20 protein-coding genes and 1 pseudogene are annotated in these 23,372 nt (G+C 60.5%); 7 read left to right on the top strand and 14 right to left on the bottom strand.

The window, feature by feature from the left end; genetic code table 11:
* Nucleotides 1-15: 15 nt before the first annotated feature.
* The 3 genes from SBC1_RS03420 to SBC1_RS03410 are packed head-to-tail and all read right to left on the bottom strand — an operon-like array spanning nucleotide 16 to nucleotide 2,885.
* A complete protein-coding gene (locus SBC1_RS03420; protein ID WP_165086908.1) occupies nucleotides 16-237 on the bottom strand; it encodes a DUF2783 domain-containing protein in 222 nt (73 codons plus the stop codon).
* Between the two features lie 11 nt (nucleotides 238-248).
* Nucleotides 249-1,916 carry an FAD-dependent oxidoreductase gene (locus SBC1_RS03415; protein WP_165987304.1) on the bottom strand — a complete coding sequence of 556 codons (1,668 nt, stop codon included), beginning with the start codon at nucleotides 1,914-1,916 and terminating at the stop codon, nucleotides 249-251.
* Nucleotides 1,917-1,928: 12 nt separating this feature from the next.
* Nucleotides 1,929-2,885: an MBL fold metallo-hydrolase gene (locus SBC1_RS03410; protein ID WP_165086903.1), complete on the bottom strand. Its 957-nt coding sequence runs from the start codon at nucleotides 2,883-2,885 to the stop codon at nucleotides 1,929-1,931.
* A 187-nt stretch (nucleotides 2,886-3,072) separates the two neighbouring features.
* Here SBC1_RS03410 and SBC1_RS03405 point away from each other — a divergent pair, with 187 nt between their 5' ends.
* Complete coding sequence (locus tag SBC1_RS03405; protein WP_165093042.1) at nucleotides 3,073-3,900, top strand: EAL domain-containing protein; 828 nt, start codon at nucleotides 3,073-3,075, stop codon at nucleotides 3,898-3,900.
* A 63-nt stretch (nucleotides 3,901-3,963) separates the two neighbouring features.
* On the opposite strand, the pseudogene SBC1_RS39740 reads toward SBC1_RS03405, so the two are convergent.
* Nucleotides 3,964-4,191 (bottom strand): annotated as a pseudogene (locus SBC1_RS39740) (SDR family oxidoreductase); the annotation flags it as partial.
* A gap of 383 nt (nucleotides 4,192-4,574) precedes the next feature.
* Here SBC1_RS39740 and dalD point away from each other — a divergent pair.
* The 3 genes from dalD to SBC1_RS03385 all read left to right on the top strand — a co-directional run bounded on the left by dalD (nucleotide 4,575) and on the right by SBC1_RS03385 (nucleotide 8,658).
* Entirely contained in the window at nucleotides 4,575-5,966 is a 1,392-nt protein-coding gene (gene dalD / locus SBC1_RS03395) for a D-arabinitol 4-dehydrogenase (protein ID WP_165987302.1), read from the top strand.
* 122 nt (nucleotides 5,967-6,088) lie between these two features.
* Nucleotides 6,089-7,570 carry a xylulokinase gene (gene xylB / locus SBC1_RS03390; protein ID WP_165086896.1) on the top strand — a complete coding sequence of 494 codons (1,482 nt, stop codon included), beginning with the start codon at nucleotides 6,089-6,091 and terminating at the stop codon, nucleotides 7,568-7,570.
* 140 nt (nucleotides 7,571-7,710) lie between these two features.
* Nucleotides 7,711-8,658 carry a sugar-binding transcriptional regulator gene (locus tag SBC1_RS03385; protein ID WP_165086892.1) on the top strand — a complete coding sequence of 316 codons (948 nt, stop codon included), beginning with the start codon at nucleotides 7,711-7,713 and terminating at the stop codon, nucleotides 8,656-8,658.
* A gap of 99 nt (nucleotides 8,659-8,757) precedes the next feature.
* Here SBC1_RS03385 and SBC1_RS03380 read toward each other — a convergent pair whose 3' ends face one another.
* From SBC1_RS03380 to SBC1_RS03355, 6 genes are all read right to left on the bottom strand, one after another.
* Nucleotides 8,758-9,879 carry an ABC transporter ATP-binding protein gene (locus tag SBC1_RS03380; RefSeq protein ID WP_165086868.1) on the bottom strand — a complete coding sequence of 374 codons (1,122 nt, stop codon included), beginning with the start codon at nucleotides 9,877-9,879 and terminating at the stop codon, nucleotides 8,758-8,760.
* Nucleotides 9,880-9,928: 49 nt separating this feature from the next.
* The gene (locus SBC1_RS03375) at nucleotides 9,929-10,657 is read right to left on the bottom strand and encodes an HAD family hydrolase (protein WP_370469604.1); all 729 of its coding nucleotides are present in this window, start codon (nucleotides 10,655-10,657) and stop codon (nucleotides 9,929-9,931) included.
* Between the two features lie 46 nt (nucleotides 10,658-10,703).
* Complete coding sequence (locus SBC1_RS03370; protein WP_165086865.1) at nucleotides 10,704-11,552, bottom strand: carbohydrate ABC transporter permease; 849 nt, start codon at nucleotides 11,550-11,552, stop codon at nucleotides 10,704-10,706.
* Nucleotides 11,549-12,484, bottom strand: coding sequence for a carbohydrate ABC transporter permease (locus tag SBC1_RS03365; protein WP_165086862.1), 936 nt, complete (start codon nucleotides 12,482-12,484; stop codon nucleotides 11,549-11,551). Before SBC1_RS03365 ends, SBC1_RS03370 begins: the two co-directional genes overlap by 4 nt.
* Nucleotides 12,485-12,591: 107 nt before the next feature.
* Entirely contained in the window at nucleotides 12,592-13,899 is a 1,308-nt protein-coding gene (locus tag SBC1_RS03360) for a sugar ABC transporter substrate-binding protein (RefSeq protein WP_165093038.1), read from the bottom strand.
* Between the two features lie 205 nt (nucleotides 13,900-14,104).
* Nucleotides 14,105-14,878: an L-iditol 2-dehydrogenase gene (locus tag SBC1_RS03355; protein ID WP_165987300.1), complete on the bottom strand. Its 774-nt coding sequence runs from the start codon at nucleotides 14,876-14,878 to the stop codon at nucleotides 14,105-14,107.
* A 438-nt stretch (nucleotides 14,879-15,316) separates the two neighbouring features.
* Here SBC1_RS03355 and SBC1_RS03350 point away from each other — a divergent pair, with 438 nt between their 5' ends.
* The 3 genes from SBC1_RS03350 to SBC1_RS03340 are packed head-to-tail and all read left to right on the top strand — an operon-like array spanning nucleotide 15,317 to nucleotide 17,961.
* On the top strand, nucleotides 15,317-16,213 hold the full coding sequence (locus SBC1_RS03350) for a metal ABC transporter solute-binding protein (RefSeq protein WP_165086857.1): 897 nt from the start codon (nucleotides 15,317-15,319) through the stop codon (nucleotides 16,211-16,213).
* 43 nt (nucleotides 16,214-16,256) lie between these two features.
* Nucleotides 16,257-17,186 carry an ABC transporter ATP-binding protein gene (locus SBC1_RS03345; RefSeq protein WP_165086854.1) on the top strand — a complete coding sequence of 310 codons (930 nt, stop codon included), beginning with the start codon at nucleotides 16,257-16,259 and terminating at the stop codon, nucleotides 17,184-17,186.
* Nucleotides 17,179-17,961 carry a metal ABC transporter permease gene (locus SBC1_RS03340; RefSeq protein WP_165093037.1) on the top strand — a complete coding sequence of 261 codons (783 nt, stop codon included), beginning with the start codon at nucleotides 17,179-17,181 and terminating at the stop codon, nucleotides 17,959-17,961. The genes SBC1_RS03345 and SBC1_RS03340 overlap by 8 nt, the downstream gene beginning before the upstream one ends.
* Before the next feature lie 187 nt (nucleotides 17,962-18,148).
* Here SBC1_RS03340 and fghA read toward each other — a convergent pair whose 3' ends face one another.
* From fghA to SBC1_RS03320, 4 genes are all read right to left on the bottom strand, one after another.
* Nucleotides 18,149-18,994 (bottom strand): S-formylglutathione hydrolase, encoded by an 846-nt coding sequence (gene fghA, locus SBC1_RS03335; RefSeq protein WP_165086852.1) that lies wholly within the window; start codon nucleotides 18,992-18,994, stop codon nucleotides 18,149-18,151.
* 72 nt (nucleotides 18,995-19,066) lie between these two features.
* Complete coding sequence (locus SBC1_RS03330; RefSeq protein WP_031359612.1) at nucleotides 19,067-20,173, bottom strand: S-(hydroxymethyl)glutathione dehydrogenase/class III alcohol dehydrogenase; 1,107 nt, start codon at nucleotides 20,171-20,173, stop codon at nucleotides 19,067-19,069.
* A gap of 71 nt (nucleotides 20,174-20,244) precedes the next feature.
* Nucleotides 20,245-21,477, bottom strand: a complete 1,233-nt coding sequence (locus SBC1_RS03325; RefSeq protein WP_165987299.1) for an AGE family epimerase/isomerase — start codon at nucleotides 21,475-21,477, stop codon at nucleotides 20,245-20,247.
* Between the two features lie 79 nt (nucleotides 21,478-21,556).
* The gene (locus SBC1_RS03320) at nucleotides 21,557-22,987 is read right to left on the bottom strand and encodes a xylulokinase (protein ID WP_165987297.1); all 1,431 of its coding nucleotides are present in this window, start codon (nucleotides 22,985-22,987) and stop codon (nucleotides 21,557-21,559) included.
* Nucleotides 22,988-23,372 lie beyond the last annotated feature (385 nt).

The raw sequence follows: 23,372 nt of genomic DNA, 5'->3' as shown, positions 1-23,372 counted from the left end.
TCCTTTTCTACAATTTCATACGCTGGCGGTTGAGGTCACAACGGAGGCCGCAACGCCGCCGCGCGCCATCGACATCGCTTCGCGCAGCACATCCATATCGCCGATCTGGTTCGACAGCAGCAGGATCAGTTTGGCGTTCACTAGCTGGCTTTCGTCGTTGCTAAGGTCGCGATGCATATCGATCAGCGCTTCATAGAAGGCGTCTGGATCAGCGAGGTGCAAGGTGGTGTCGAGCATGGCGGACCTCATCATGCAGGCTGGGTTTCGTTCAGCGTGCAAGTCGCGCGGGCGAGTGCTTCGCGAACGGTCTGGGCTTCTAACGAACGGGCCCGCATAGCAATGTGCTGATCCGGACGCAGAAGGTAGAACGTGCCGGGATGTGCATCGAAACGTTGGGCCAGGAGACCTTTCACGTCTTCCAATACCTCAATGCCATCGCACGATTTAACGTCGGAGCCCGACGGCACGATCAAAACAAGCTTCATTTGCGGGCGCAAATCTTTCAACGCGGTCAGTGCATCCGGGGATTCACCAAACAGTACACTCGCAAACGACGACCCGATTCGCTGCAAGAACCATCCATCGCGACCGGCAAAAAATATAGGCGCATCAACCGCCACCGCACCCGGCACCAGTGCGCAATGGAACGCATCGCGATCGGGCGTGGTTAACGGTGAGCCATGCAGCACCGAAGCCGTCGATAACCGCCCGCTATTCACTATCCGTCGCGCAAACGCGCAATCTTTCGCGAGCCGCAAAGCGGCGTCGCGGAATACACGCGATACATCGCTCTTCGGCGTGATGAAATCGGTTGAGCGCGTTGAGTGAAGGATGTTTTCATCGGCGGCGGCTTCGCGCTCGCTGGCGTAAGTATCGAGCAGCGCATCAGGTGCATCGCCGTCAATCACCAGCTTCAATTTCCAGCCAAGATTGTCCGCGTCCTGCACGCCGCTGTTCGCGCCGCGCGCGCCGAACGGCGATACGCCATGCGCCGAATCACCCGCGAACAGCACGCGGCCGTGACGAAACTTGTCCATGCGCTGGCATCGGAACGTATAGACGCTCACCCATTCCAGTTTAAATTCAACGTCGGGTCCGAGCAATGCGCGCACGCGCGGAATCACACGCTCCGGCGCTTTCTCCGCGACGGGGTCGGCGTCCCATCCCAACTGGAAATCGATACGCCACACGTTGTCCGGCTGCCGATGCAGCAACACCGATTGATTCGGATGAAACGGCGGATCGAACCAGAACCAGCGTTCGGTCGGGAAGTCGGCTTTCATCCGCACATCGGCGATCAGGAAGCGATCCTTGAACGTGCGGCCGTGGGTATCGAGATGCATGAGCGCACGCACGGGGCTACGCGCGCCGTCGGCGGCGACTACGTAACTGGCGCGCAGGGTGTATGGACCGTCAGGCGTGTCGATCTGCAGCGAAACGCATTCATCCGACTGCGTGATGCCCGTCACCTTGTTGTGCCAGCGGGCATCGAGCAAGGGCAACTCGCGCGCCCGCTCAGCCAGATACCCTTCGACGTAATACTGCTGCAGATTAATAAAGGCAGGCCGCGCATGATCCGCTTCGGGCAACAAATCGAACGCGTAGAGCAACTCGTTTTGCAGAAACACCTTGCCCACGTTCCAGCTCACGCCCTTCGCGACCATCGGCTCTCCGCAGCCGAGCCGATCGAATATCTCAAGCGTACGTTTCGCAAAGCAAATCGCGCGCGATCCCGACGACAACGTGTGGTCATCGTCGAGCAGCACGACCGGGGTGCCTTGCTGCGCGAGGTCGATCGCAGTCGCGAGACCCACCGGCCCCGCTCCGATCACGACGACCGGATGCAGCGGCGCGGCGCCGTCTTGATCCGATGAGCGGCGATACTCGAACGTCAGCGTCTGAAAGTCGATAGCCATGATCGTCGCCAATCAGCTTTCGAGCGTTTCCCACATTTCCTTGTCGCGCTGCGCTGTCCAGATGCGCGGATCGCGATATTGCGTGGCTTCGTCGAAGGCGCGCGTGACGTCGAACGGCATGCAGTGATCGAAGATGACCCAATCGCCGAACTTCGGCTTGAGCGCGGCATACGTGAGCTTGTAGATTTCGTTCAGGTCCTTGCCCGCTGCGGCACCCAGCTTCACCTGATTGAACAGTTCGCTCACGAAAGCCCGCGTTCCCGCGATACCGTCCGCCACTTGTTGCGGCGTCTTCAGCGCCGCACCGCGACCCGGTACGAGCTTCTCTGGATTGAAGGCCGCTAGCGCGTCGAGCGTTGCCGGCCAGTCCTGGTAATAGGCATCGCCGCAATAAGGCGTCGCGCCGTATTCGACGAGGTCACCCGACAACATGACCTTGTCCTGCGGCAGCCACAGCACCGTATCGCCTTTGGTGTGGCCCCGGCCGAGTTGCATGATCTTCACTTCGAGCTTGCCTAGCCACAGCGTCATCTCACCCTTGAAAGTGAGCGTTGGCCACGTCAGTCCCGGCACCGATTCCACCGCATTGAACAGGCGCGGAAAACGCTCGATCTCGCTCTTCATGTCCTGCTCGCCGCGTTCGACGATCAGGTCGTACGTGTCCTGGCTCGCGATGATCTGCTGCGCGCCATACGCCGACGCACCGAGCACCCGAACCGCGTGGTAGTGCGTGAGCAGGATGTATTTGATGGGTTTGTCGGTGACTTCGCGGATCCGGCGAATCACGTCTTGCGCCATGACCGGCGTGGCTTGGGTGTCGGCCACGAGCACCGCGTCGTCGCCAATCACAATGCCCGTATTCGGATCGCCCTCTGCCGTATACGCATAGGCGTGCTCGGACAGGCGTTCGAATGTCACCTTCTTTTCCGCCAAGTCCGCTTGCGACGCAAATTTCTTCTCACTCGCCATGAGAGTCTCCTGAATAGTTTGTTCTTTCAATTACGCATAGTAAAACGAATTACGATAGGTGAAATTATTGTTAACCCTAGTCATAGGCGGCGAGTTAGCGTCGGCGCATATCAATATGTGGATTTTGTGCAAGGCATCACGCGTGGCACTGCTACCATCGACGCTACACCTCTCACACATTCCGTTCATGATTGCCCCAACCGTCCAGCAACTTGTTTCCCGCGCCTCGGACTACCCGTTTCCCGGCGCGCGTATTGTTATGGGCGAAGGGACGAGCGCGGGCACGGCTATCGCGTTTTACGAAGGGTTTTGTCTGGCGAGCGCGTATGAACCCATCTTCGATGTCACTACGCGAGGCTTGCCGCAATCGCTGACGGCATCGGTGGAAAGTGCCGAGCGGTTCGGCGATGAACTCGGGTTTCAGGCGTTGACGCTCACCGGCGATGGCGCTTCGTTCGATCCGTTCGCCCAACTCGACGACGACCCGAAGCTGGTCGAACTCGACCGGCTCTCACGGGCATTGCACGCGTTCAATTTTTTTGGCGCGCAGCGGCCGGGTTTGCTGTTCCTGCGTGTCCACGAACGTCTGTTGAAGAGCGTGAAATACGATCACGGCAAGCACTTTTCTTCCGTGCTGATCGAGTTTGGTTTGAACCCGGCGCGGATCGTTATTGAGTTGCCGCCGGCGGCTGTCGCGCATCGGACTTTCCTTGGGTATCTCGTGAAGAGCTATCAGAAGTACGGGTTCAAGGTCGCGGGGAATTTGCCCAATGCAGGGCAGATCATGTCCGTGTCGGATATGGCTCGGCTGGATTTCATCAAGATGGATGCGGGTTTGGCGCTAAGGGATTCTGTGGTGAAGCCGTTGGTGGGGTATGCGCACCGGCTGAAAATCCCGCTCATTTTTGATCACGTCGGCGACGAAGCGCAGTTCGAAGCGCTTCAGCAATTCGATGTGAGTTTCGTGCAAGGGCCCGCGTTTGAAGCGCATGCGATTGTGCCGGGCGGACGGTAGGGGCGTTTGCACTTCCTGACCCCGCGCCCTCCAAAACCGTCCACCGGTACGAACGAAAATTCCCCTCGCGGTGAACCCGCCATCAATAGGCATGGCGATGCCTGAGATCATCGCGGCAGCATCACTCCCCAAAACAAAAATGGGCGCTGCCACTTCGTCCGGTTCAGCGAATCACCTCAGCGCGATGCCCTTCAACGCAGGATCGCGTTTAGCAAGTTCGCTCCATGCCGTGATCGCCATCGGCGCAAGTGTGACTATCGGATTGATGCTGTTCACGTGAATCCCGTACGGCTCGTTGTGATGTCCGCAACCCATTCACACGCCAGCGCAAACCGCTCTTCCGGCAGATCTATCATCGCGAGTTTCCTCGGCTTCTTCAGCTGAGCGATTCCTTCATCGTCAAACCAGCGGCTCAAAGAGCATTGTGCAGCGCAACAGTCTTCAGCCGCGACGATACCCCCACGCCACAGCCCCAAAAATCTACGCAAAAACACAAACGGAAATGCTGCGCAGTGCCTTGACTTTCATCGAATCGAATACGATCATTCGCTCACAGAACGAGCAAATGATCGACGCGACGCGAATTTGGCTTAAGCGCCCCGCGTTCGACGACAACGAGACACAGCACAGCGCCCGGCACCGCATGAGGCGCATCCAGATCAGAGGAAGACGACATGACTACCGAAAGCCACGCAGCCGCCGACGTGATCCTGCACATCGGCGCGGGTTCTTTTCATCGTGCGCATCAGGCGTGGTATCTGCACAAGCTGATTGAATCCGGCGATACCCGCTGGTCGCTGACGGTCGGCAATATTCGCGGCGACATGAATGCGGTGCTCGAAGCGCTGGCCGCACAGAACGGCACCTACACGCTGGAAACCGTCACGCCGCAGGGCGAGCGCGCGTATGAAACCATCCGCTCGATCACGAAGGTCGTGCCGTGGGCCGCGGACCTGAACGCGCTTGTGGCGGCGGGGTCGGCGCCCGAATGCAAGATCGTATCGTTCACGGTGACCGAAGGCGGTTATTACCTCGATGAACACCATAAACTGGACACGGCAAATCCCGATCTGGCCGCCGACCTGAAAGGCGCGCGCACGACGATTTACGGCGCGCTCGCCGCTATTCTCGATGCTCGCATGAAGCAGAACGCGGGCAAGGTGACGCTGCAGAACTGCGACAACCTGCGCAGCAACGGCGATCGTTTTAAAGCCGGTATGCTCGAATTCCTGCAACTGCGCGGCGAAACCGCTTTGCGCGAATGGATGATCGCGAATACGTCATGCCCGAACGCAATGGTCGATCGCATCACGCCACGCCCCACGCCTGATGTCCGCGAGCGCGTGCTGGCCGCCACCGGTTTCGACGATAAAGCCCCCGTCATGGGCGAAGCGTTTATCCAGTGGGTGATCGAAGACGAATTCATTGCGGGCCGGCCGGCATGGGAGAACGTCGGTGCGGAAATGGTGCACTCGGTCCTGCCCTATGAGGAAGCGAAGATCCGCATTCTCAACGCAACGCATAGCTGTATCGCTTGGGCGGGAACGCTCGTTGGGCATCAATACATTCACGAAGGCACGCAGGACGCCGATATCCGCGCGCTCGCCGAAACCTACGTCACCGAAGACGTGATTCCGTGCCTGTCGCCGAGTCCTATCGATCTGGCCAAATACCGCGATGTGGTGATCGACCGCTTCGTCAATCCGTATATCCAGGACACGAATCAACGCGTGGCCGCCGATGGTTTCTCCAAGATCCCCGGTTTTATCGCGCCGACTTTGCGCGAGTGTTTTGCGCGCCACGTCGATCCGAATGCGACCGCCATGTTGCCCGCGCTGTTCTTCCGCTTCCTCGAACGCTGGCATGAAGGCAAGTTGCCATACGCGTACCAGGATGGCGTGATGGACCCCGCCACCGCGCACGCTTTCTTCGAGGCAGACGATCCCGTGAAAGCTTTCGTCGCCGATAAACTGCTCTGGGGCAGCCTCGCGCAAAGCGCCGATCTTGAACGCGTGCTGCGCGCGGCGCTTGGCCGTGTCGATGCATGGCTCGCCAAGCGGGCCTGAGCTGCTCAATCACCCTCCTTCATACCCGTCCGGTGTTATTGCCAATGGCGTAACACCGGCAGCGGCGCTACATTAGCGCCTCCGGTTTCCCGCGGCTTTACGCCTTCATCAAGGGTTCGTCCATGTATTTAGGCATCGATCTCGGCACCTCCGAAGTAAAAGTTCTCTTGCTCGCGAGCGACGGCAGTGTTGTCGGCACGGCGGGCACACCCTTCACCGTTTCGCGTCCGAAACCCCGCTGGTCCGAGCAGAATCCGCTCGACTGGTGGAACGGCACGCGTGCCGCGCTGTTCGCTTTACGCGATAAATTCCCGCAAGAGTTCGCGCAGGTTCGCGGCATTGGTTTGTCGGGACAGATGCACGGCGCGGTGCTGCTCGATTCCGAGGATCGCGTGCTGCGGCCGGCGATCTTATGGAACGACATGCGCAGCGACAAGGAATGCGACGAGTTGACCGAGCGCGCGTCGGAGTTGCATCGAATTGCCGGCAATCTCGCGATGCCCGGTTTCACTGCGCCGAAGTTGCTATGGGTGCAGCACAACGAGCCGGATATTTTCAATCGGACAGCGTGTGTGTTGTTGCCGAAAGATTATTTGCGCTTGCATCTGACCGGTACGAAAGTATCCGATCCGTCCGATGCCGCCGGCACCTTGTGGCTCGACGTGGCCCGCCGCGACTGGTCCGATGAACTGCTCGCCGCGTGCAACATGACGCGCGCCCAGATGCCGTCGCTGGCCGAAGGCAGCGAACCGTCGGGCACGTTGCTGCCCGCGCTCGCCCGCGAACTCGGATTACGCGATGGCGTTGTCGTCGCGGCCGGTGGCGGTGATAACGCTGCAAGCGCAGTGGGTATCGGCGCGACGGAACCCGGTGACGGCTTCCTCTCGCTCGGGACTTCGGGCGTGCTGTGCGTGGTCGGCGACCGCTTCCGGCCGAATCCATCGTCGGCGGTGCATGCGTTCTGTCACGCCATTCCCGATCGCTGGCATCAGATGAGCGTGGTGTTGTCGGCCGCGAGTTGCCTGCGCTGGGTCTGCAAACTCACGTCCACCGATGAACCCACACTGCTTGCTGAAATCGCCGCGCTCGATCCGGCCTCGCTCGAGATCGCGCCGCTGTTCCTGCCGTATCTCAGTGGCGAACGTACACCCCATAACGACCCGTACGCGCAAGGTGTGTTCTTCGGTATGACCCACGCAACCGACCGCGCATTGCTCGGTTATGCGGTGCTCGAAGGCGTGACGCTCGCGCTGACCGACGGCCTCGACGCGTTGCAAGCCGCCGGCACCGAAGTGCACGCGCTGTCGCTCTTGGGCGGCGGTGCGCGCAGCAAATACTGGGGCCAGTTATTAGCGGACGCCCTCAACACCCGCACGCGCACGCACGGCGGCGGCGAGACCGGCGCGGCGCTCGGCGCGGCACGGCTCGGCTGGCTGGCGGCGGGCGGCGATCCGGCCGTGGTGCTGGCCAAACCACCCGTGAAGGACGAGTTCATCCCGAATGCGGAACGCCATGCGATTCTGCGGCAACGGCTGAAGGGATTCCGCGAGCTGTATCAGCACGTGCGTCCGTTGTTCGATCCGGCGCGTCCGCGGCTCGCGTGATGGTTTGCATGATGAATTAAGCTGCGCCCGGAGCGTTTTTGCGCTCTGACGCCGAGCGTGCACAATGTCGATCTTTCGCGTGCCTTTATGGCGCGCGATTCTCTTTGTATTCGACACGAACGACCAGATATCGAGCCACCGTGCCCAAGTCCAACGAAAAACTCGATCTCGCCACCCGCGCCGCGTGGCTGTATTACGTCGCGGGCAATACGCAGAATGAAATTGCGGAGAAGCTGCAGATCTCGCGGCCCGTCGCCCAGCGGCTGGTCGCGTTCGCGGTGGAAAAGAACCTGATCCGCGTGCGTGTGGACCACCGGATTGCCGACTGCCTCGCGCTGGCCGCGAAGTTATCGAAGCGATACGGCTTGTCAATGTGCGAAGTCGTGCCCATTGACGGCGATACGCCCGAGCAAGTGGATCGCAAACTGGCGGTCGCGGGCGCGCAGGTGATGGAGCGTTATCTCACCGATGAAAAACCGCTGGTGATCTCGATCAGCACCGGCCGGACGCTGAAGGCCGTAGTCGCGCAAATCGGGCAACTGGAGCGACCGCAGCACCGCTTGGTGTCGATGGTGGGAGCAATCGCCCAGGACGGCTCCTCGAACCGCTACGACGTCGCGCAGCACCTCTCCGAGAAGACCGGCGGCAAGCATTTCATGTTGCCCGCGCCGTTGATGGCCGACAGCCGGGCCGAGCGTGAGCAATGGTGCAACCACCGGCTGTATCGGATTGTCGATGCGCTGTCCGGGAACGCCGATGTCGCGTTTATCGGGATCGGCAATATCGGGATCAATTGCCCGCTGCATGAGGACGGGTTTATCACGACCGCCGAAGTGGAAGAGATGATGCAGGCCGGCGCGGTGGCTGAACTGCTCGGGCTGCCGATCGACGCGCAAGGCGTGAGGGTGCAATCGACGACCGGCGAGCGTGTGACCAGTTTGCGGCTGGACGCGCCGCCGAAGCGTCCTACCATTGGCTTCGCGGGCGGCTTGAGGAAACGTGAGGCGGTGATCGCAGCGTTGCAGGGGAAATGGCTTTCCGGGTTGGTGACAGATGAGTTGTGCGCGCAGGCAGCGCTGGACGCTTGAAAGCGGTTCGCGTCGTTTTGCGTTTTGGTCACCGCATAAAAAAGCGCCCGGGCTGTTGATGACCCGGGCGCTTTTGCATCGAAGAGTAAGAACGCAAACTCAAGCTGCCGACAGCACCTCGACAATCTTCCGCTGATAAGCAATCCCATCAGCGTTGAACAGATGGCAATGCTCAGGCAAAGCGCCAAGCTTCAGCACTTCGCCACGTGAATGCCGCTCGAGCGGCGGAATCCGGGCGATGATCCCCTCCGGCGCTACCGTCGACTCCGCGTACAAATAAGCGGCATCGCCGAGCGACTCGACGGCCATCGTCTTCGCCGATACCCCGTGCTCCACCGTCGCCGCCGTCCCTGCATGCAGATGCTCCGGACGAATCCCGACCGTCACCGATTCGCCGACCTTAGCATTACCCGGCTCAACCGCCGTCAGTTGGGTCTCACCCGTCGCATACTTCACGAGCACGCCATCGCTTAACACCTGCGTGATTTCGGCGTTAAAGAAGTTCATCTTCGGCGAGCCGATAAAACCCGCCACGAACTTGTTCTGCGGCGCGTGATAAAGCTGGTTAGGCGTTCCAACCTGCTCCACGTTTCCCGCCGACAACACCACAATCTTGTCAGCCAGCGTCATGGCCTCCACCTGATCGTGCGTCACGTAGATCATCGTGGTCTTGAGCTCGTCGTGCAGGCGTGCAAACTCCAGGCGCATCTTCACGCGCAACGCAGCGTCGAGGTTGGACAGCGGTTCATCGAAGAGGAACACCTTCGGCTTGCGCGTGATCGCGCGGCCGATCGCCACCCGTTGACGCTGCCCACCCGACAATTGCTTAGGCTTCCTATCGAGCAAATGATCGATGTGCAGGATCTTTGCAGCCTGCTTGACAGCTGCATCGATCTCCGGCTTCTTCGTGCCGGCCAGCTTCAGGCCAAACGCCATGTTGTCGTACAGCGTCATATGCGGATACAGCGCGTACGACTGAAACACCATCGCAATCCCGCGCTTGGCCGGCTGCACGTCGTTCACGCGCACGCCGTCAATAGTCAGGTCGCCGCCGGTGATATCTTCCAGACCCGCGATCATTCGCATCAGCGTGGACTTGCCGCAACCGCTTGGCCCCACGAACACGACGAATTCGCCGTCCGCGATATCGAGGTTCACGCTACGAATCACTTCGGTTTCTTCGTAGCGCTTGTTGATGTTACGCAGATTCAGGCTTGCCATGATGGAGTCTCCGTCTTTAACTTGGCTTCGTTTTCTGCGAGCAAGAGGCTCACGGCAGTTCGAAGCTTGCGTTTTGCAGCCACTGCCCGACGAGCGCGGGGAGTTGCCCCATCTCGTCGAACACGACACTTGCGCCAGCACGTTTCAGCGCATCAATTTGTCCTTCTGTTGCATGACCGGCACCGACGAAACCGAGCACGGTCATGCCCGCCGCCGCCGCCGCAGTGACGCCAGTCACGCTGTCTTCAACCACCACGCAGCGTTCGGGCGCGACCCGCAGGGTCCGCGCCGCCGCGAGATACACGTCGGGCGCGGGTTTCGGGTTCGGCACTTTGTCGGCGCAAAACAGACGTTCGCCGAAAAATCGCACAAGACCCGTGCGGTTCAGCACGGCTTCCACATACGACGTAAAGCTGTTGCTCGCGCAGGCCTTGCGCAAGGGAATCGCGGCCAGCGCGGTCTCGATTCCGTCGACTGCCGGCCCTTCCACGGCCGCGGCTTCCACGACCACCCGGATTGCGTCGATCTGTGCTGAATCGAGCGTCCGGCCTAGCGTTTCAGCCGTGCGCAGCAGCACTGTTTCTATCCGCAGCCCGAGCAGCGGCGTGACGATCGGCTCGGCATCCACGCCGGGCCACAGCGCCTCCATCTCCTGCACGAGCACGCGTCCCGCAATCGCTTCGCTGTCGATCAATACGCCGTCGCAGTCGCAGATCAGCAGATGCCCGTCGAGGGCATTTGCTGAAGCGAGCGCGCCTGGTATGCCGGCTTGGGACAAGTTCAGGTTCACTGGATCAACCTCGCGTTCCACCTGGGGTTCCACCTCATTTCACCGCGCCGAAGGTCAGGCCGCGCACCAGTTGCTTCTGCGATAACCAGCCGACAATCAGGATTGGCGCTACGGCAAGCAGTGAAGCCGCTGAAAGCTTCGCCCAGAACAAGCCCTCCGGACTCGAATACGACGCAATGAACACTGTCAGCGGCGCCGCGTTCGAACTCGACAAGTTGATGCTCCAGAACGCCTCGTTCCACGACAGGATCACCAGCAGCAACGCGGTGGAGGCAAGCCCGGGCAACGACATCGGCATCAGCAGATAAACGATTTCCTGCCACGTTGCCGCGCCATCTATACGCCCCGCTTCCAGGATGTCGCGCGGGATTTCGTTGAAGTACGTGTAGGACATCCAGACGGCAATCGGCAAGTTGATCAGCGTGTAGACAATGATCAAACCCCACACCGTGTCGAGCATGCCGGTGTTTTTCCACAGCAGGTAGATCGGCACGAGCACGCCCACCGACGGCATCATCTTCGTCGAGAGCATCCACAGCAGCACTTTCTGCGTTTTCCTGGTCGGAAAAAACGCCATGGCGTAAGCGCACGGCACGGCGAACAGCAAACAGATCACCGTGACGCCAACCGAGATCAGGATGGAGTTCCACGCAAACGCAAAGTAGTTACTGCGCGCGAACACCTCGCGGAAACTGTCGAGCGTGGGCGTGAAGATCAGCGACGACGAATACGCCTGCTGCTCGGTCTTGAATGCCGTGATGGTCATCCAGAAGATCGGGAAAAACAGCAGCAGCGCGAACAGCCACGCGATCACACCCAGCACGCCGCGCTTGAGCGTGTCGAGGATCGGCACGGACGTTGTTGCGGTAACGGGATGGCTCATGATTCGTACTCCCCTTTCAGGTTCTTCGCGAGCATGCGCACCAGGAAGAACGCAACGACGTTCGCCAGCACGACCGCCAGAATGCCACCGGCGGAAGCCAGGCCGACGTCGAATTGCTGCAGGCCAAGTGCGTAGATCAAGTACGACAGGATGGTGGTCGCCGTGCCTGGGCCGCCGCCGGTTGTCGTATAGATTTCAGCGAAGATGGAGAGCAGGAAAATGGTTTCCATCATCACCACCACGGCAATCGCGCGCTTCAGGTGCGGCAGCGTGATGTAGAAGAACATGGAGATCGCGCCGGCGCCGTCAATGCGCGCCGCTTCCTTTTGCTCCTGATCCAGCGACTGGATCGCCGTGAAGAGAATCAGGAACGCGAACGGCAGCCACTGCCACGCAACGATCACGATCACCGCGAAGAGCGGATAGTTGCCAAACCAGTCTATCGGCTGGAGCCCCAAGGCTCGCATCAACTGCGCAATCAGCCCATACACCGGATGCAGGATCATGTTCTTCCAGATCAGCGCGCTGACCGTAGGCATGACGAAGAACGGCGCAATCACCAGCAGCCGCGCAATGCCCTGACCGTAGAACTTGCGGTCGAACAGCACGGCAAGCAGTACGCCGCCGATCACCGTGATCAGCAACACCGATCCGATCAGCGTCAGCGTGTGAACAATCGACGGCAGGAAGGCCGGATCGGTAGCCAGGAATTCATAGTTGTCGATTCCGGCAAACCCTTTGACATCGGGGTTGAGCAGGTTGTATCGAGAGAACGAATACCAGATGGTCATCGCGAGCGGGATGGCCATCCACAAGAACAGTACGGCAGTCGACGGCATGATGAGCCAGCGGACCGACTTCGCGCGTTTCTTGTCGCGCGCTGCGGCGGATTCCGCGTAACCGTCTGTGAGGGGGGGATTAAGTTGACTCATGATCGTGTCACCTCTCGATGATGCGCAGGCCGCGCGCCAGGCCTCTTCACAGAAGCAGCGCGGCCTGCTGTCCTACGTTGGGCGCAACAAGTTGCTGCTTCGGGCCCTTACTTCTGGTACCCGGCCTGCTTCACGGCACGATTGGCTGCGGCATTGCCGGCCGTCAGCGCGGCATCAACAGTTGTCTGTCCGGCAACCACACCGGCGATCGACTGGCCAACCACGGTGCCGAACGACTGGAATTCAGGAATCCCGACGAACTGGACACCCGTGTACGGCACCTTTTTCAGCGTTGCATCGTTCGGGTTAGCCGATTCGATTGCGCTCAGCACGAAGTCGCCGAACGGCGCCGCTTTCTTGTATTCCGGATTGGCGTAGGTCGACTTGCGCGTGCCCGGGGGAACCGAGGCCCAGCCTTCGTCCTTCGCCGCCAGTTCGATGTACTCCTTCGACGTCGCCCAGGTTGCGAACTTCTTCGCGGCGTCTTGCGACTTCGAGGTCTTCGGAATCGCGAGCGACCACGACCACAACCAATGCGAGCCCTTCGGCGTAACCTCGACCGGCGCTGCAGCGAAGCCAATCTTGTCAGCCACTTGCGACTGAGCCTTGTTGTACAACATGCCGGCCGCGACCGTGGCGTCGATCCACATCGCGCACTTGCCCGATGACATCAGCGTCAGGTTCTCGTTGAAGCCATTCGAGCTGGCTCCCGGCGGCCCGTCTTTCTTCAGCAGGTCCGAGTAGAACGTAAGAGCCTTGTGCCATTCCGGGGTATCGAGTTGGGCTTGCCACTTCTCGTCGAACCAGCGGCCGCCGAACGTGTTCACCACCGTCGAGAAGAACGCCATGTTCTCGCCCCAGCCCGCTTTGCCGCGCAGGCAAATGCCGTACTGCTCCTTGGATTTGTCGGTGAGCTTGTCGGCAAATTGCTTGATCTGGTCGTAGGTCGGCTGGTCGGGCATCTTCAGGCCGGCGGCGTCGAACAGGTCCTTGCGGTAAAACGTCATCGAGCTTTCGACGTAGAACGGCAACGCATACAACTGGCCGTTGTACGAGAGGCCGTCGCGAGCCGTCTTCACCACGTCGTCGAGATCGTAGCTGGCCGGCAGGTTCGTCATGGGCGCGAGCCAGCCGCGCTTGCCCCATTGTGGCGCTTCATACGTGCCGATCGCCATCACGTCGAACTGGCCGCTGTTCGTGGTGATGTCGGTGGTGGCACGCTGGCGCAGCACGTTTTCTTCGAGAATGACCCACTTCAGTTGAATGTCCGGATTCGCTTTTTCGAATGCCGGTGACAGCTTCTTCAACTCGATCATGTCCGGGTTGTTGAGCGTAGCGATAGTCACGGTCGTGGCTTTTGCGGCAACTGGGGCAATCGCGGCAACGGCGAATGCAGCGAATGCGAGCGAGCGCATCGGCAGGTTCTTGAGGGTGAAGTTGGCGCGTTTCATGTTGTTTCGTCTCCTTTATCGTTAGCACGGGCGCTGGTCTTGCGTTGCGTTGCTTGAAGCAGTCGATACTCGGGTAATACAGGTGTTGCTTTAATTAACTTGGCTAATGACTTTCACTACGGATCTTCGCTTCGTCAGCTGGCGGTGGCTTGGGATGCAAGGCGCGCCGTCAGCTCATCCAGTTGCCGCCGTCCACGTTCAGTGTTTGTGCTGTGATGTAGTCCGAATCCGCCGATACGAGGAACAGCGCGGCGCCCGTCAGGTCAAACGGCCGGCCCATGCGGCCCAGCGGCACGGCCTCGCCGACCAGGCGTTTCTTCTCGCCGAGCGGGCGGTTTTCATACTTCGCGAAGAGCGCGTCGACCGTCTCCCACATCGGGGTATCAACCACGCCTGGTGCGATGCTGTTCACGTTGATGCCATGCTTGGCGAGCCCAAGTGCGGCTGATTGCGTGTAGCTGATCACGGCGGCTTTGGTTGCGCAATAGTGGGAAACTAGCGCCTCGCCGCGACGCCCGGCCTGCGACGACATATTCACGATCTTGCCGCCGCGGCCCTGTTCCACCATGCGTTGTGCCACGAGTTGCATCAGGAAGAACATGCCCTTCACGTTGACCGAGAAGAGGCGGTCGAAGATGTCCCAGGATTCGTCAAGGATCGGGCGCATGTCGAAGAGCGCCGCGTTGTTGAAGAGGATGTCGATGCCGCCAAACTTCTCGACGGTGGTCGAGACGATGCGCTCCAGGTCCTCGCGCTTGGTGACATCGGCTTTCAAAGCAAGCACACGTCCCGCGCTGTCCGGGAAACGCTGCGCCAACTCGGTTTCGTCCTTCAGATCGACGACAACGACTTTCGCGCCTTCATCCAGAAATCGTTTCGTTACCGCTTCGCCAATGCCGCTGGCCGCACCCGTCACGATTGCTACCTTGTCCTGCAGTCTCACGGCTGTCTCCGGTTCGTCTCTGAATCGCTGCTTAAAAATTCCGCAGTTGAAACGCGTCATGGTGAGCGAACGCTCTTTGCGCGATCAATTGCTCTCTGTTTGGTCGAATGATCGGCGAGGCGTGAGGCGGTGTCAAGGCACGCCGCCATGTTTCGATGCTGCGGCGCGCAAAGCATCTCAAAACTGCGGGAAAACCCCAACCGGCGCGGGTTTGCGGGTTATCGGATGAAGCTTGGGAGGAGGTCCGGACAGGCTTTCGTAATACGCCAGCGGATGCAAAATGGAGTGATACGTTATATCATCGCTGTCGATTCGAACGGTCGCGGCTGAGTGCCTAACGCCGAGCTAAGGCCGGCCTCCACGCTTGGCGCAAGAGCACGCAGAACGCGAACGCTGCGCGCGCCGTCAGCCTCTTTCCACCTCATTCCAGGAAACACCATGAGCAAACTTGCCGCCGCCATCCTGACCTGCGCCGCAGTTCTTTCTGCCAGCTTCTGCGGCACAGCCACGGCGCAAACGGCGACCACCGGCGTGGTACCGGTGGTCGCGGCCGAGAATTTCTATGGCGATGTCGTGCGCCAGCTCGGCGGCAATCATGTTCAGGTGACGAGCATCCTGAGCAACCCCGACGAAGATCCGCATCTCTTCGAAGCCAGCCCCAAGACCGCGCGCGCGTTGCAGAACGCGACGCTTGTCGTGTATAACGGCGCCGACTACGATCCGTGGATGGACAAGCTGCTGTCGGCATCGAAGGGCAAGGGACGCACGAGCATCGTCGCGGCACAACTGATGGGCAAGAAATCCGGCGATAATCCGCATCTCTGGTACGACCCGGCGACCATGCCGACGGTGGCGAAAGCGGTGAGCCAGTATCTGGTCCAGGCGGACCCGGCGCACAAGGCTGACTACGACGCGCGTCTGGCGGCGTTCCTGGCATCGGTGAAACCTATTGATAACAGGGTCGCCGCGCTTAAGAGTCAGTTCAAGGGCGTACCCGTGACGGCGACGGAACCCGTGTTCGGTTATATGTCGGATGCGATCGGGCTCGACATGCGCAACAACCGCTTCCAGCTCGCGGCGATGAACGACACAGAACCGAGCGCAACCGATATTGCTGCGTTCGAAAAAGATCTGCGCGAGCGGCGCGTGCACGTGCTGATCTATAACAGCCAGGCGACGGAAGCACTCACGAAGCGCATGTTGAAAGTGGCCCACGATTCACACGTGCCGAGCATCAGCGTCACCGAGACGCTGCCCGCCGGCAAGACCTTCCAGACATGGATGACGTCGCAGCTCGACGCGTTGTCGGTTGCGCTGCAGGGAAAAACACAATGACGGGATGTGGCAATAGAACAATCGCGCTTTCGGGCGCGTTGCAATGACGGCTCCGGACACGGGTTCAGCGCGGGGTAAAGCCGGCGCGTTGGAAGTCGAACGCGTTGCGCTCGAACTCGGCGGACGGTCGATCCTCAAGGACGCCAGCTTCAACGTCGCCGCTGGCGAGTTTATCGGCGTGCTGGGTCCGAACGGTGCCGGCAAGACCACACTGATGCGCGCCATGCTGGGGTTGTTGCCGTTATCGAAGGGCACAATTCGCGTGAACGGTGCGCCGGTCGTACGTGGCAATCCGTCCATTGGCTACATGCCGCAAACGCGCAGCGGGCTTGCCGGCCGACATGTGCGCGGACGCGATTTCGTCGCCATGGCCGCAGACGGTCATCGCTGGGGCCTGCCGCTCGCGAACGCCGCAGCGCGTGCCGATGTCGACCGCGTGCTCGATCTGGTCGGTGCCCGGACGCTCGCCATGCGGCCGTTGTCCGAGTTGTCGGGCGGCGAACGGCAGCGTTTGTTGCTCGCACAATGCCTGCTCGGCGATCCGAAACTCCTGCTCCTCGATGAACCCCTGATCAGCCTCGACCCGCGGCATCAAACCGGCGTAGTCGATCTCGTGCGAAGCGTGCAGCGGGAACTCGGCATTACCGTGCTGTTCTCGGCGCACGAACTCAATCCGCTGCTTAACTCAATCGACCGTGTGCTGTATCTCGGCAACGGGCGCGCGGCGCTCGGTACGATCGATGAAGTCATCACGAAGCCGGTTTTATCGCAGCTATATGGATCGCCCATTGACGTGATGCGCGTGAACGGCCGCATCTTCGTGATGGCCGGCGACGTGGAAGTCGAGAAGCTCGACCACGCGCACGAGGACGGTCCCGAAGGCCATTCTCATTCACACGATCACGACCATGGTCACGCCCATGGCCACGGCCACGCTCACCACCCCACCGGAACGCATTCCCACGATGTTTGAATACGAGTTCATGCAAAACGCCTTCGCGGCGTCGGGGATGGTCGCGGTGCTGGCGGGCGTGGTCGGCTACTTCCTTGTGTTGCGCGGCCAGACCTTTGCGGGTCACGCGTTATCGCACGTGGGTTTTACCGGCGCGACCGGCGCCGTGCTGGTCGGCATGTCGCCGCTCTGGGGCATGATCGGCTTCACGCTCGTGGCGGGTATAGGCATGGGTGCGCTCGGCGAAAAGCTGACCGGACGCGATGTTGCTATCGGCGTGATCCTGACGTTGTCGCTGGGCTTCGGCTTGCTGTTCCTGCACTTCTTTACCGCCTACGCCAGTCAAGCGACTGCGCTGCTGTTCGGCAACGTGCTGGGCGTGAACCACGAAACGCTCGTAGTGCTGGCAGGGCTCGCGGTGGTCAGCCTTGGCGCGCTCGCGATCATCATGCGGCCGTTGTTGTTCGCTTCGCTGCAACCGGAACTGGCCGAAGCCAAAGGGGTATCGCTGCGCCTCGTGTCCATCCTGTTTCTTGCGATCACGGCGCTGGCGGTGGCGGCATCAACACAGATTGTGGGCGTTTTGCTGGTCTTCGCGCTGATGGTGGGACCGGCAGCGGCGGCGCAAAACGTAGCGACGCGGCTGTCGACCGGCGTGCTGCTCTCGGCGGTTTTCGCGCTGGTGCAGGCATGGTTGGGATTGACGCTGGCGTATTACACCGACTGGCCGACAAGCTTCTGGATCACGATCCTGGCGGCAGGGGTGTATGGGATGAGTTTGCTGGGACGCAGATAAATCGAAACACTGACTGAGTTCTCGCGTTGCTAGGACGTTGACGTGCCCGCGGATTTCATCAGCACGGAAGACCGCAATCAAGGGATTTGCGCCCGTGATCCGTTCGAGGCATGGGTGGAACCAACTGAAAACTCACGCGACGGAATCGAAAGCGAAAGCGCATCTCGCGCTTCCGCTTGACCAACTCTCAAGCACACAACGTGCGCGCATGAAACGCAATATGCTCGCCGATAAACGTCGAGATGAAGTAATACCCGTGGTCGTAGCCGTCATGCCTGCGCACGGTCACCGCCTGCCCTGCCGCCTTCGCCGCCGCTTCGAATAACTCAGGATGCAACTGCGCTGCGAGGAAGTTATCGGCGAGACCCTGGTCGATCAGGATGCCGCCTTCAAATTTCGACGCTGCGTTTTTAACCAGCTCGCTCGCGTCATACTGCTTCCACGTTTCCCGATCCTCGCCGAGATAGCCTGAAAAAGCCTTCACGCCCCACGGAGATTGCGAAGGCGCGGCGATTGGCGCGAATGCCGATACCGACTTGTAAATACCCGGGTTCTTCAACGCGAGAACCAGCGCGCCGTGACCACCCATCGAGTGTCCGAAAATGCCCAGCCGATCCTCACGCACCGGCAATTCAGCCAACACCGCCGCGCGCAGATCCTGCGTTACATACGAGTACATCCGATAGTTACGCGCCCACGGTTCCTGCGTTGCATCGACGTAAAACCCCGCACCCACGCCGAAGTCCCACGCCGCGCTTTCGTTCGGTACGCCCGCACCGCGCGGGCTGGTGTCCGGTGCGATCAACGCAATGCCATGCTCGGCCGCATAACGCTGCGCGCCGGCCTTGATCGGGAAGGTCTCTTCTGTGCAAGTCAGCCCCGCGAGATAGAACAATGCGGGCACTTTTCCTGTTGCTGCCTCGGCCGGTAAAAACACCGAGAACCGCATCGGCAAGCCGATCGATTGCGAGTCGTGTTGATAGGTTCGCTGCACGCCGCCGCAGCACTTATGTTCTTCCACAAGTTCTAGCATTGCTTCATCCCTTCGAATTTTTCGCCGAGGCAGCGCACCGTCTTTAGCGCGCCACTCCAGCTCGCGCTTCGCTTAGTACAACACCACCGAGCGGATCGACTCGCCCTTCTTCATCAGGTCGAAGCCTTCGTTGATACGCTCGAGCGGCAGCGTATGCGTAATCAGATCGTCGATGTTGATCTTGCCTTCCATGTACCAGTCTACGATCTTCGGCACGTCGGTGCGGCCCCGTGCGCCGCCGAACGCCGAGCCCTTCCACTCACGGCCCGTGACTAGTTGAAACGGCCGCGTGCTGATCTCCTCGCCCGCCGCCGCCACACCGATGATGAACGACTGGCCCCATCCCTTATGCGTGCATTCCAGCGCCTGGCGCATCACCTTCGTGTTGCCGATACATTCGAACGAATAGTCCGCGCCGCCATCGGTCAACTGCACGATATGGTCGACGACATTCGGAACTTCGTTCGGGTTGATGAAGTGCGTCATGCCGAACTTCTTGGCAAGCTCCACGCGACGCGGGTTAATGTCGACGCCAATGATCTTGTCCGCCCCGACCATCTTCGCGCCCTGGATCACGTTCAAGCCGATACCACCCAGCCCGAACACCACCACGTTCGCGCCGGCCTCGACCTTCGCGGAATACACAACCGCGCCCACGCCCGTCGTCACGCCGCAACCGATGTAGCAGATCTTGTCGAAGGGCGCGTCTTCACGCACCTTCGCGACCGCGATCTCCGGCACGACGATGTAGTTCGAAAACGTCGATGTCCCCATGTAATGGAACAACGGCTTGCCGTCGATGGAAAACCGCGAAGTGGCATCCGGCATCAAACCGCGGCCTTGCGTCGAGCGGATGGCCTGGCACAGATTGGTCTTGCGCGACAGGCAGAACTTGCACTGGCGGCACTCGGGCGTATAGAGCGGAATGACGTGATCCCCCTTCCTCAACGTGCCCACGCCCGGGCCGACATCGACCACAATACCCGCGCCTTCATGCCCAAGAATTGCCGGAAAGATGCCTTCCGGATCAGCGCCCGAGAGCGTGTAGTAGTCGGTGTGGCAAATGCCGGTCGCTTTCACTTCGATCAGCACTTCACCGGCGCGCGGCCCTTCGAGATCCACTTCCTCGATGGTGAGCGGCTTTCCAGCTTCCCATGCAATGGCGGCTTTGGTCTTCATGTGTTCGGCTCCTTTCGTTGATCGTTGATTCAGAGTGACTGGCAGGCGGCGCATCCTACTGCCGCACTACGTCAAGAAACGACGTTTAGTACTTCATAGCATGCACCCATGGTGTGATAGTCGACCTTGCCGGCCGGGCTTTTTTCGTTACTGTATTTCGTGTTGTCTCGGGCGAGTATCCGGTACCACGCGCCCCATTTGTGATCGACGAAATGGTCCCAGCTATACGCCCACAAACGGTTGTAATCGTTCCAGTAACGCGCTGCCGTCGCCTTGTCACCGGCTTTCCCGGCTTGATCGGCGAGCAACGCGGCGGCAGCCAGCGACTCTGCCTGGACCCAGAAATACTTGTCTTCGTCGTAGAACTCGCCTTTGATATCGAAGCCGTAAATCATCCCGCCGTGCTCGTGGTCCCACGAGAATTCCAGCGCACGATCAAACAGTTCTCGTGCGCGCGCGACGTGCCACGGGTCCGGACGATGCCGGTCGAGAATCAGGAGCAGCTTCGCCCATTCGGTCTGATGGCCCGGCTGGAATCCCCACGGACGGAAGATGTTGGTCTTGTCGCCCTTGTTGTATTCCCAGTCGACCGACCAGTCCGGCTTGTAATGCTCCCAGACCAAGCCGCCCGCAAGCGCTGCCTGACGATTCACCATGTTGTCCGCGAGCAGCGCGGCCCGGTCCAGATAACGCACATCTTGCGACGCCTCGAAAGCCGCGAGCATTGCTTCGCAGGCATGCATGTTGGCGTTTTGTCCGCGATAGTCCGACACCACCCAATCCGCGCTCGCTTCGTCTTTGTACAACCCGTGAGCCGCGTCCCAGAAGTGCTTTTCCATCAGGTCCCAGGTTTCTTCAAGATACCCGCGCGCTTCTTCGAAACCTGCTTCCAGAGCCTTCGCATAGGCCAGCACGACGAACGCGAGGCCGTAGCAATGATTGGTCGCGTCGGTGACATCGCGACCGTTAAGCGTCCACGCATAACCACCGGTCTGCGGATCACGATGAAACTCACGCAGGTATTCAATGCCATGACGCACACCGCCGCGATACTCATCAAGGCCGAAGTGTTTGTACGCCATTGCATAGTTGAAAACAAAGCGCGTGCTCGACACCAGATGCCGCGACTTGCGGTCATAGAGGGTGCCGTCATCCTTGTAGAAATGATAGAAACCGCCCGCCGGGTCCATGCAGTGCGGGTGATAAAAGGTCATGGTCCGCAGTGCGTGATCGAGCAGGAACTCACGCGAGCGAAAGTCGGGATGGTCAGGATGGGTAGGCAAGGACGTGGTTGTATCGGACATATTTCGTATGAGGCTTGTCGTGCTTTCTCGTGGATTCGCTTGAGCGAGCGTTAGTGTAAGCGGAGGTCGAAAACATGCGTCAAAACCAGCTCGCGTTACGCTGGTATAAATCGATGAAACGCGTATGACGGAGCGCCAGGTCCTCGTCGCTATCTGTACCGCGCGGCGATGCAACCAGCGTCGCCGATGGCGCCAGCGCCGCCAGATCCGACGCGTGCCACGACCCAAGCGCGATGCCGCCGAGTATTGCCGCGCCGCGCGTCGCTGCGTTCGGGCAATCGACGGCTTGCAGGTCGGCGTCGAGCGCGTCGGCCAGAAGCTGGCGCCAGCGAGGATCGATCGAGCCGCCGCCAGCAAGCCGCAGGGTTCGTACGACGGCCGAGGGTCCGGCGTTCAGACGAATGGCATCGAGACCGGCGCGCAACGCGAACGCCACGCCTTCGAAAGCCGCGCGCATCATCGTGCCGCGTGTGTCGCCAAGACCGAGGCCGAGCCAACCCGCTCTTGCCGATGGATTCATCCACGGCGAACGCTCACCGCTCACGTACGGCAAGAACGTCACGCGCGTGGATGCCGGCATGCTGAACGCGTCGTCATAGGCACTCGCCCAGTTCGTGTAGCCGAGCCAGCCGCGCACCGCTTCGAGCGCCACGCCCACGTTCTGCATTGCAGCCATCCGATACCACTGGTCAGTCGCCGCACGATACGCGTGCAGGCCGATGACAGAGGCCGGCTGATCAGCCGACATCACCACGATCTGGCCGCCGCTGCCGGTGGTCAGCAACGCGTCGCCATCGGCAAAAAGACCGCTGCCGAGCGCGGCGCAAGCGGTGTCGCCCGCACCCACGGCCAGCACAATGCCCGCGCGCAGGCCAAGCAATGCAGCGCCCTCAGCGTTCAACGTCCCCGCCGCGGCATACGATGGCGCGAGCGGCGCGAACCACTCGCGCCGCAGCCCGATTTCCGCGATGAAAGCGTCGTCCCACACGCCCGAAGGTTCAGCAAGCGCGGTGGCGCACGCGTCCGACGGATCAGTGCAGACTTCGCCGCCCAGCGCCGTGCGCAGCCAGTCTTTCGGCTGCAACGCCCAGCGCGTCTTGCTCATCACTGCGGGCTCATTCGCGGCAAGCCAGTGCAGCAGCGGCCCCGCCATGCCAGGCGCAACGGGATTCGCTTGCGGCTCGCCCCAAGCGTCGAGCAAATCGAGCGCGCGGGTATCGGGCCATAACATCGCGGGGCGCAGCGCCTGGTTGTTTTCATCCGTGACTACAACGCCATGCATCTGCCCCGAGAAACCGATCGCATTCACCTGCTCACGCTCATGCGCGGGCAAGCGTGCGGCTGCATCGCGCAATGCATTCCACCAGAATTCCACCGGCGTTTCCGCCCAACCGGGAAACGGCGTGGTGACTGCGTACGCGGCGCTCGCGAAGGCGCGCTCGTGACCGTCCTCATCAACGATAGCGAGTTTCAGCGATGCCGTGCCCAGATCGATGCCAAGAAATCGCATGGAGATTTGTAGAAAAAGTAAGCGATAAAAACGGGTTGCGACGGGTTTACCCGCTGCCCGCGCCGCGCCTCTGGAAAACAGACTATGTCGGCCGGCAGATAACCATCATAACCACGCCTCGTATCTCGACGCCCTGCCAGGCGCGACGCAAATCGTCCTTCGCCCGCCAGCCGTGGCCTCACTGCGCCAGACGCGATATTAAGGCACTCGCGGCATATCAGCGCGGCTAAGGGGGCCATACGCCAACGTCGACTTGTTCTCGCTTTTTGCGCCACTTACCTTGAATCACTAATTCGAGGGACACGCTCGGATCAACGCAAACAACTTGCATGGGACCGGAGTAAGCACATGGGACCAGAGTAAGCGCTAAAGCGCCAACTCTGGT

Origin of the sequence: Caballeronia sp. SBC1 (genome assembly GCF_011493005.1) — a bacterium.
In the GTDB taxonomy this organism is placed as follows: Bacteria; Pseudomonadota; Gammaproteobacteria; order Burkholderiales; family Burkholderiaceae; genus Caballeronia.
The sequence above is the reverse complement of the archived record's forward strand: the minus strand, read 5'-3'. Positions and strand labels throughout refer to the sequence as shown.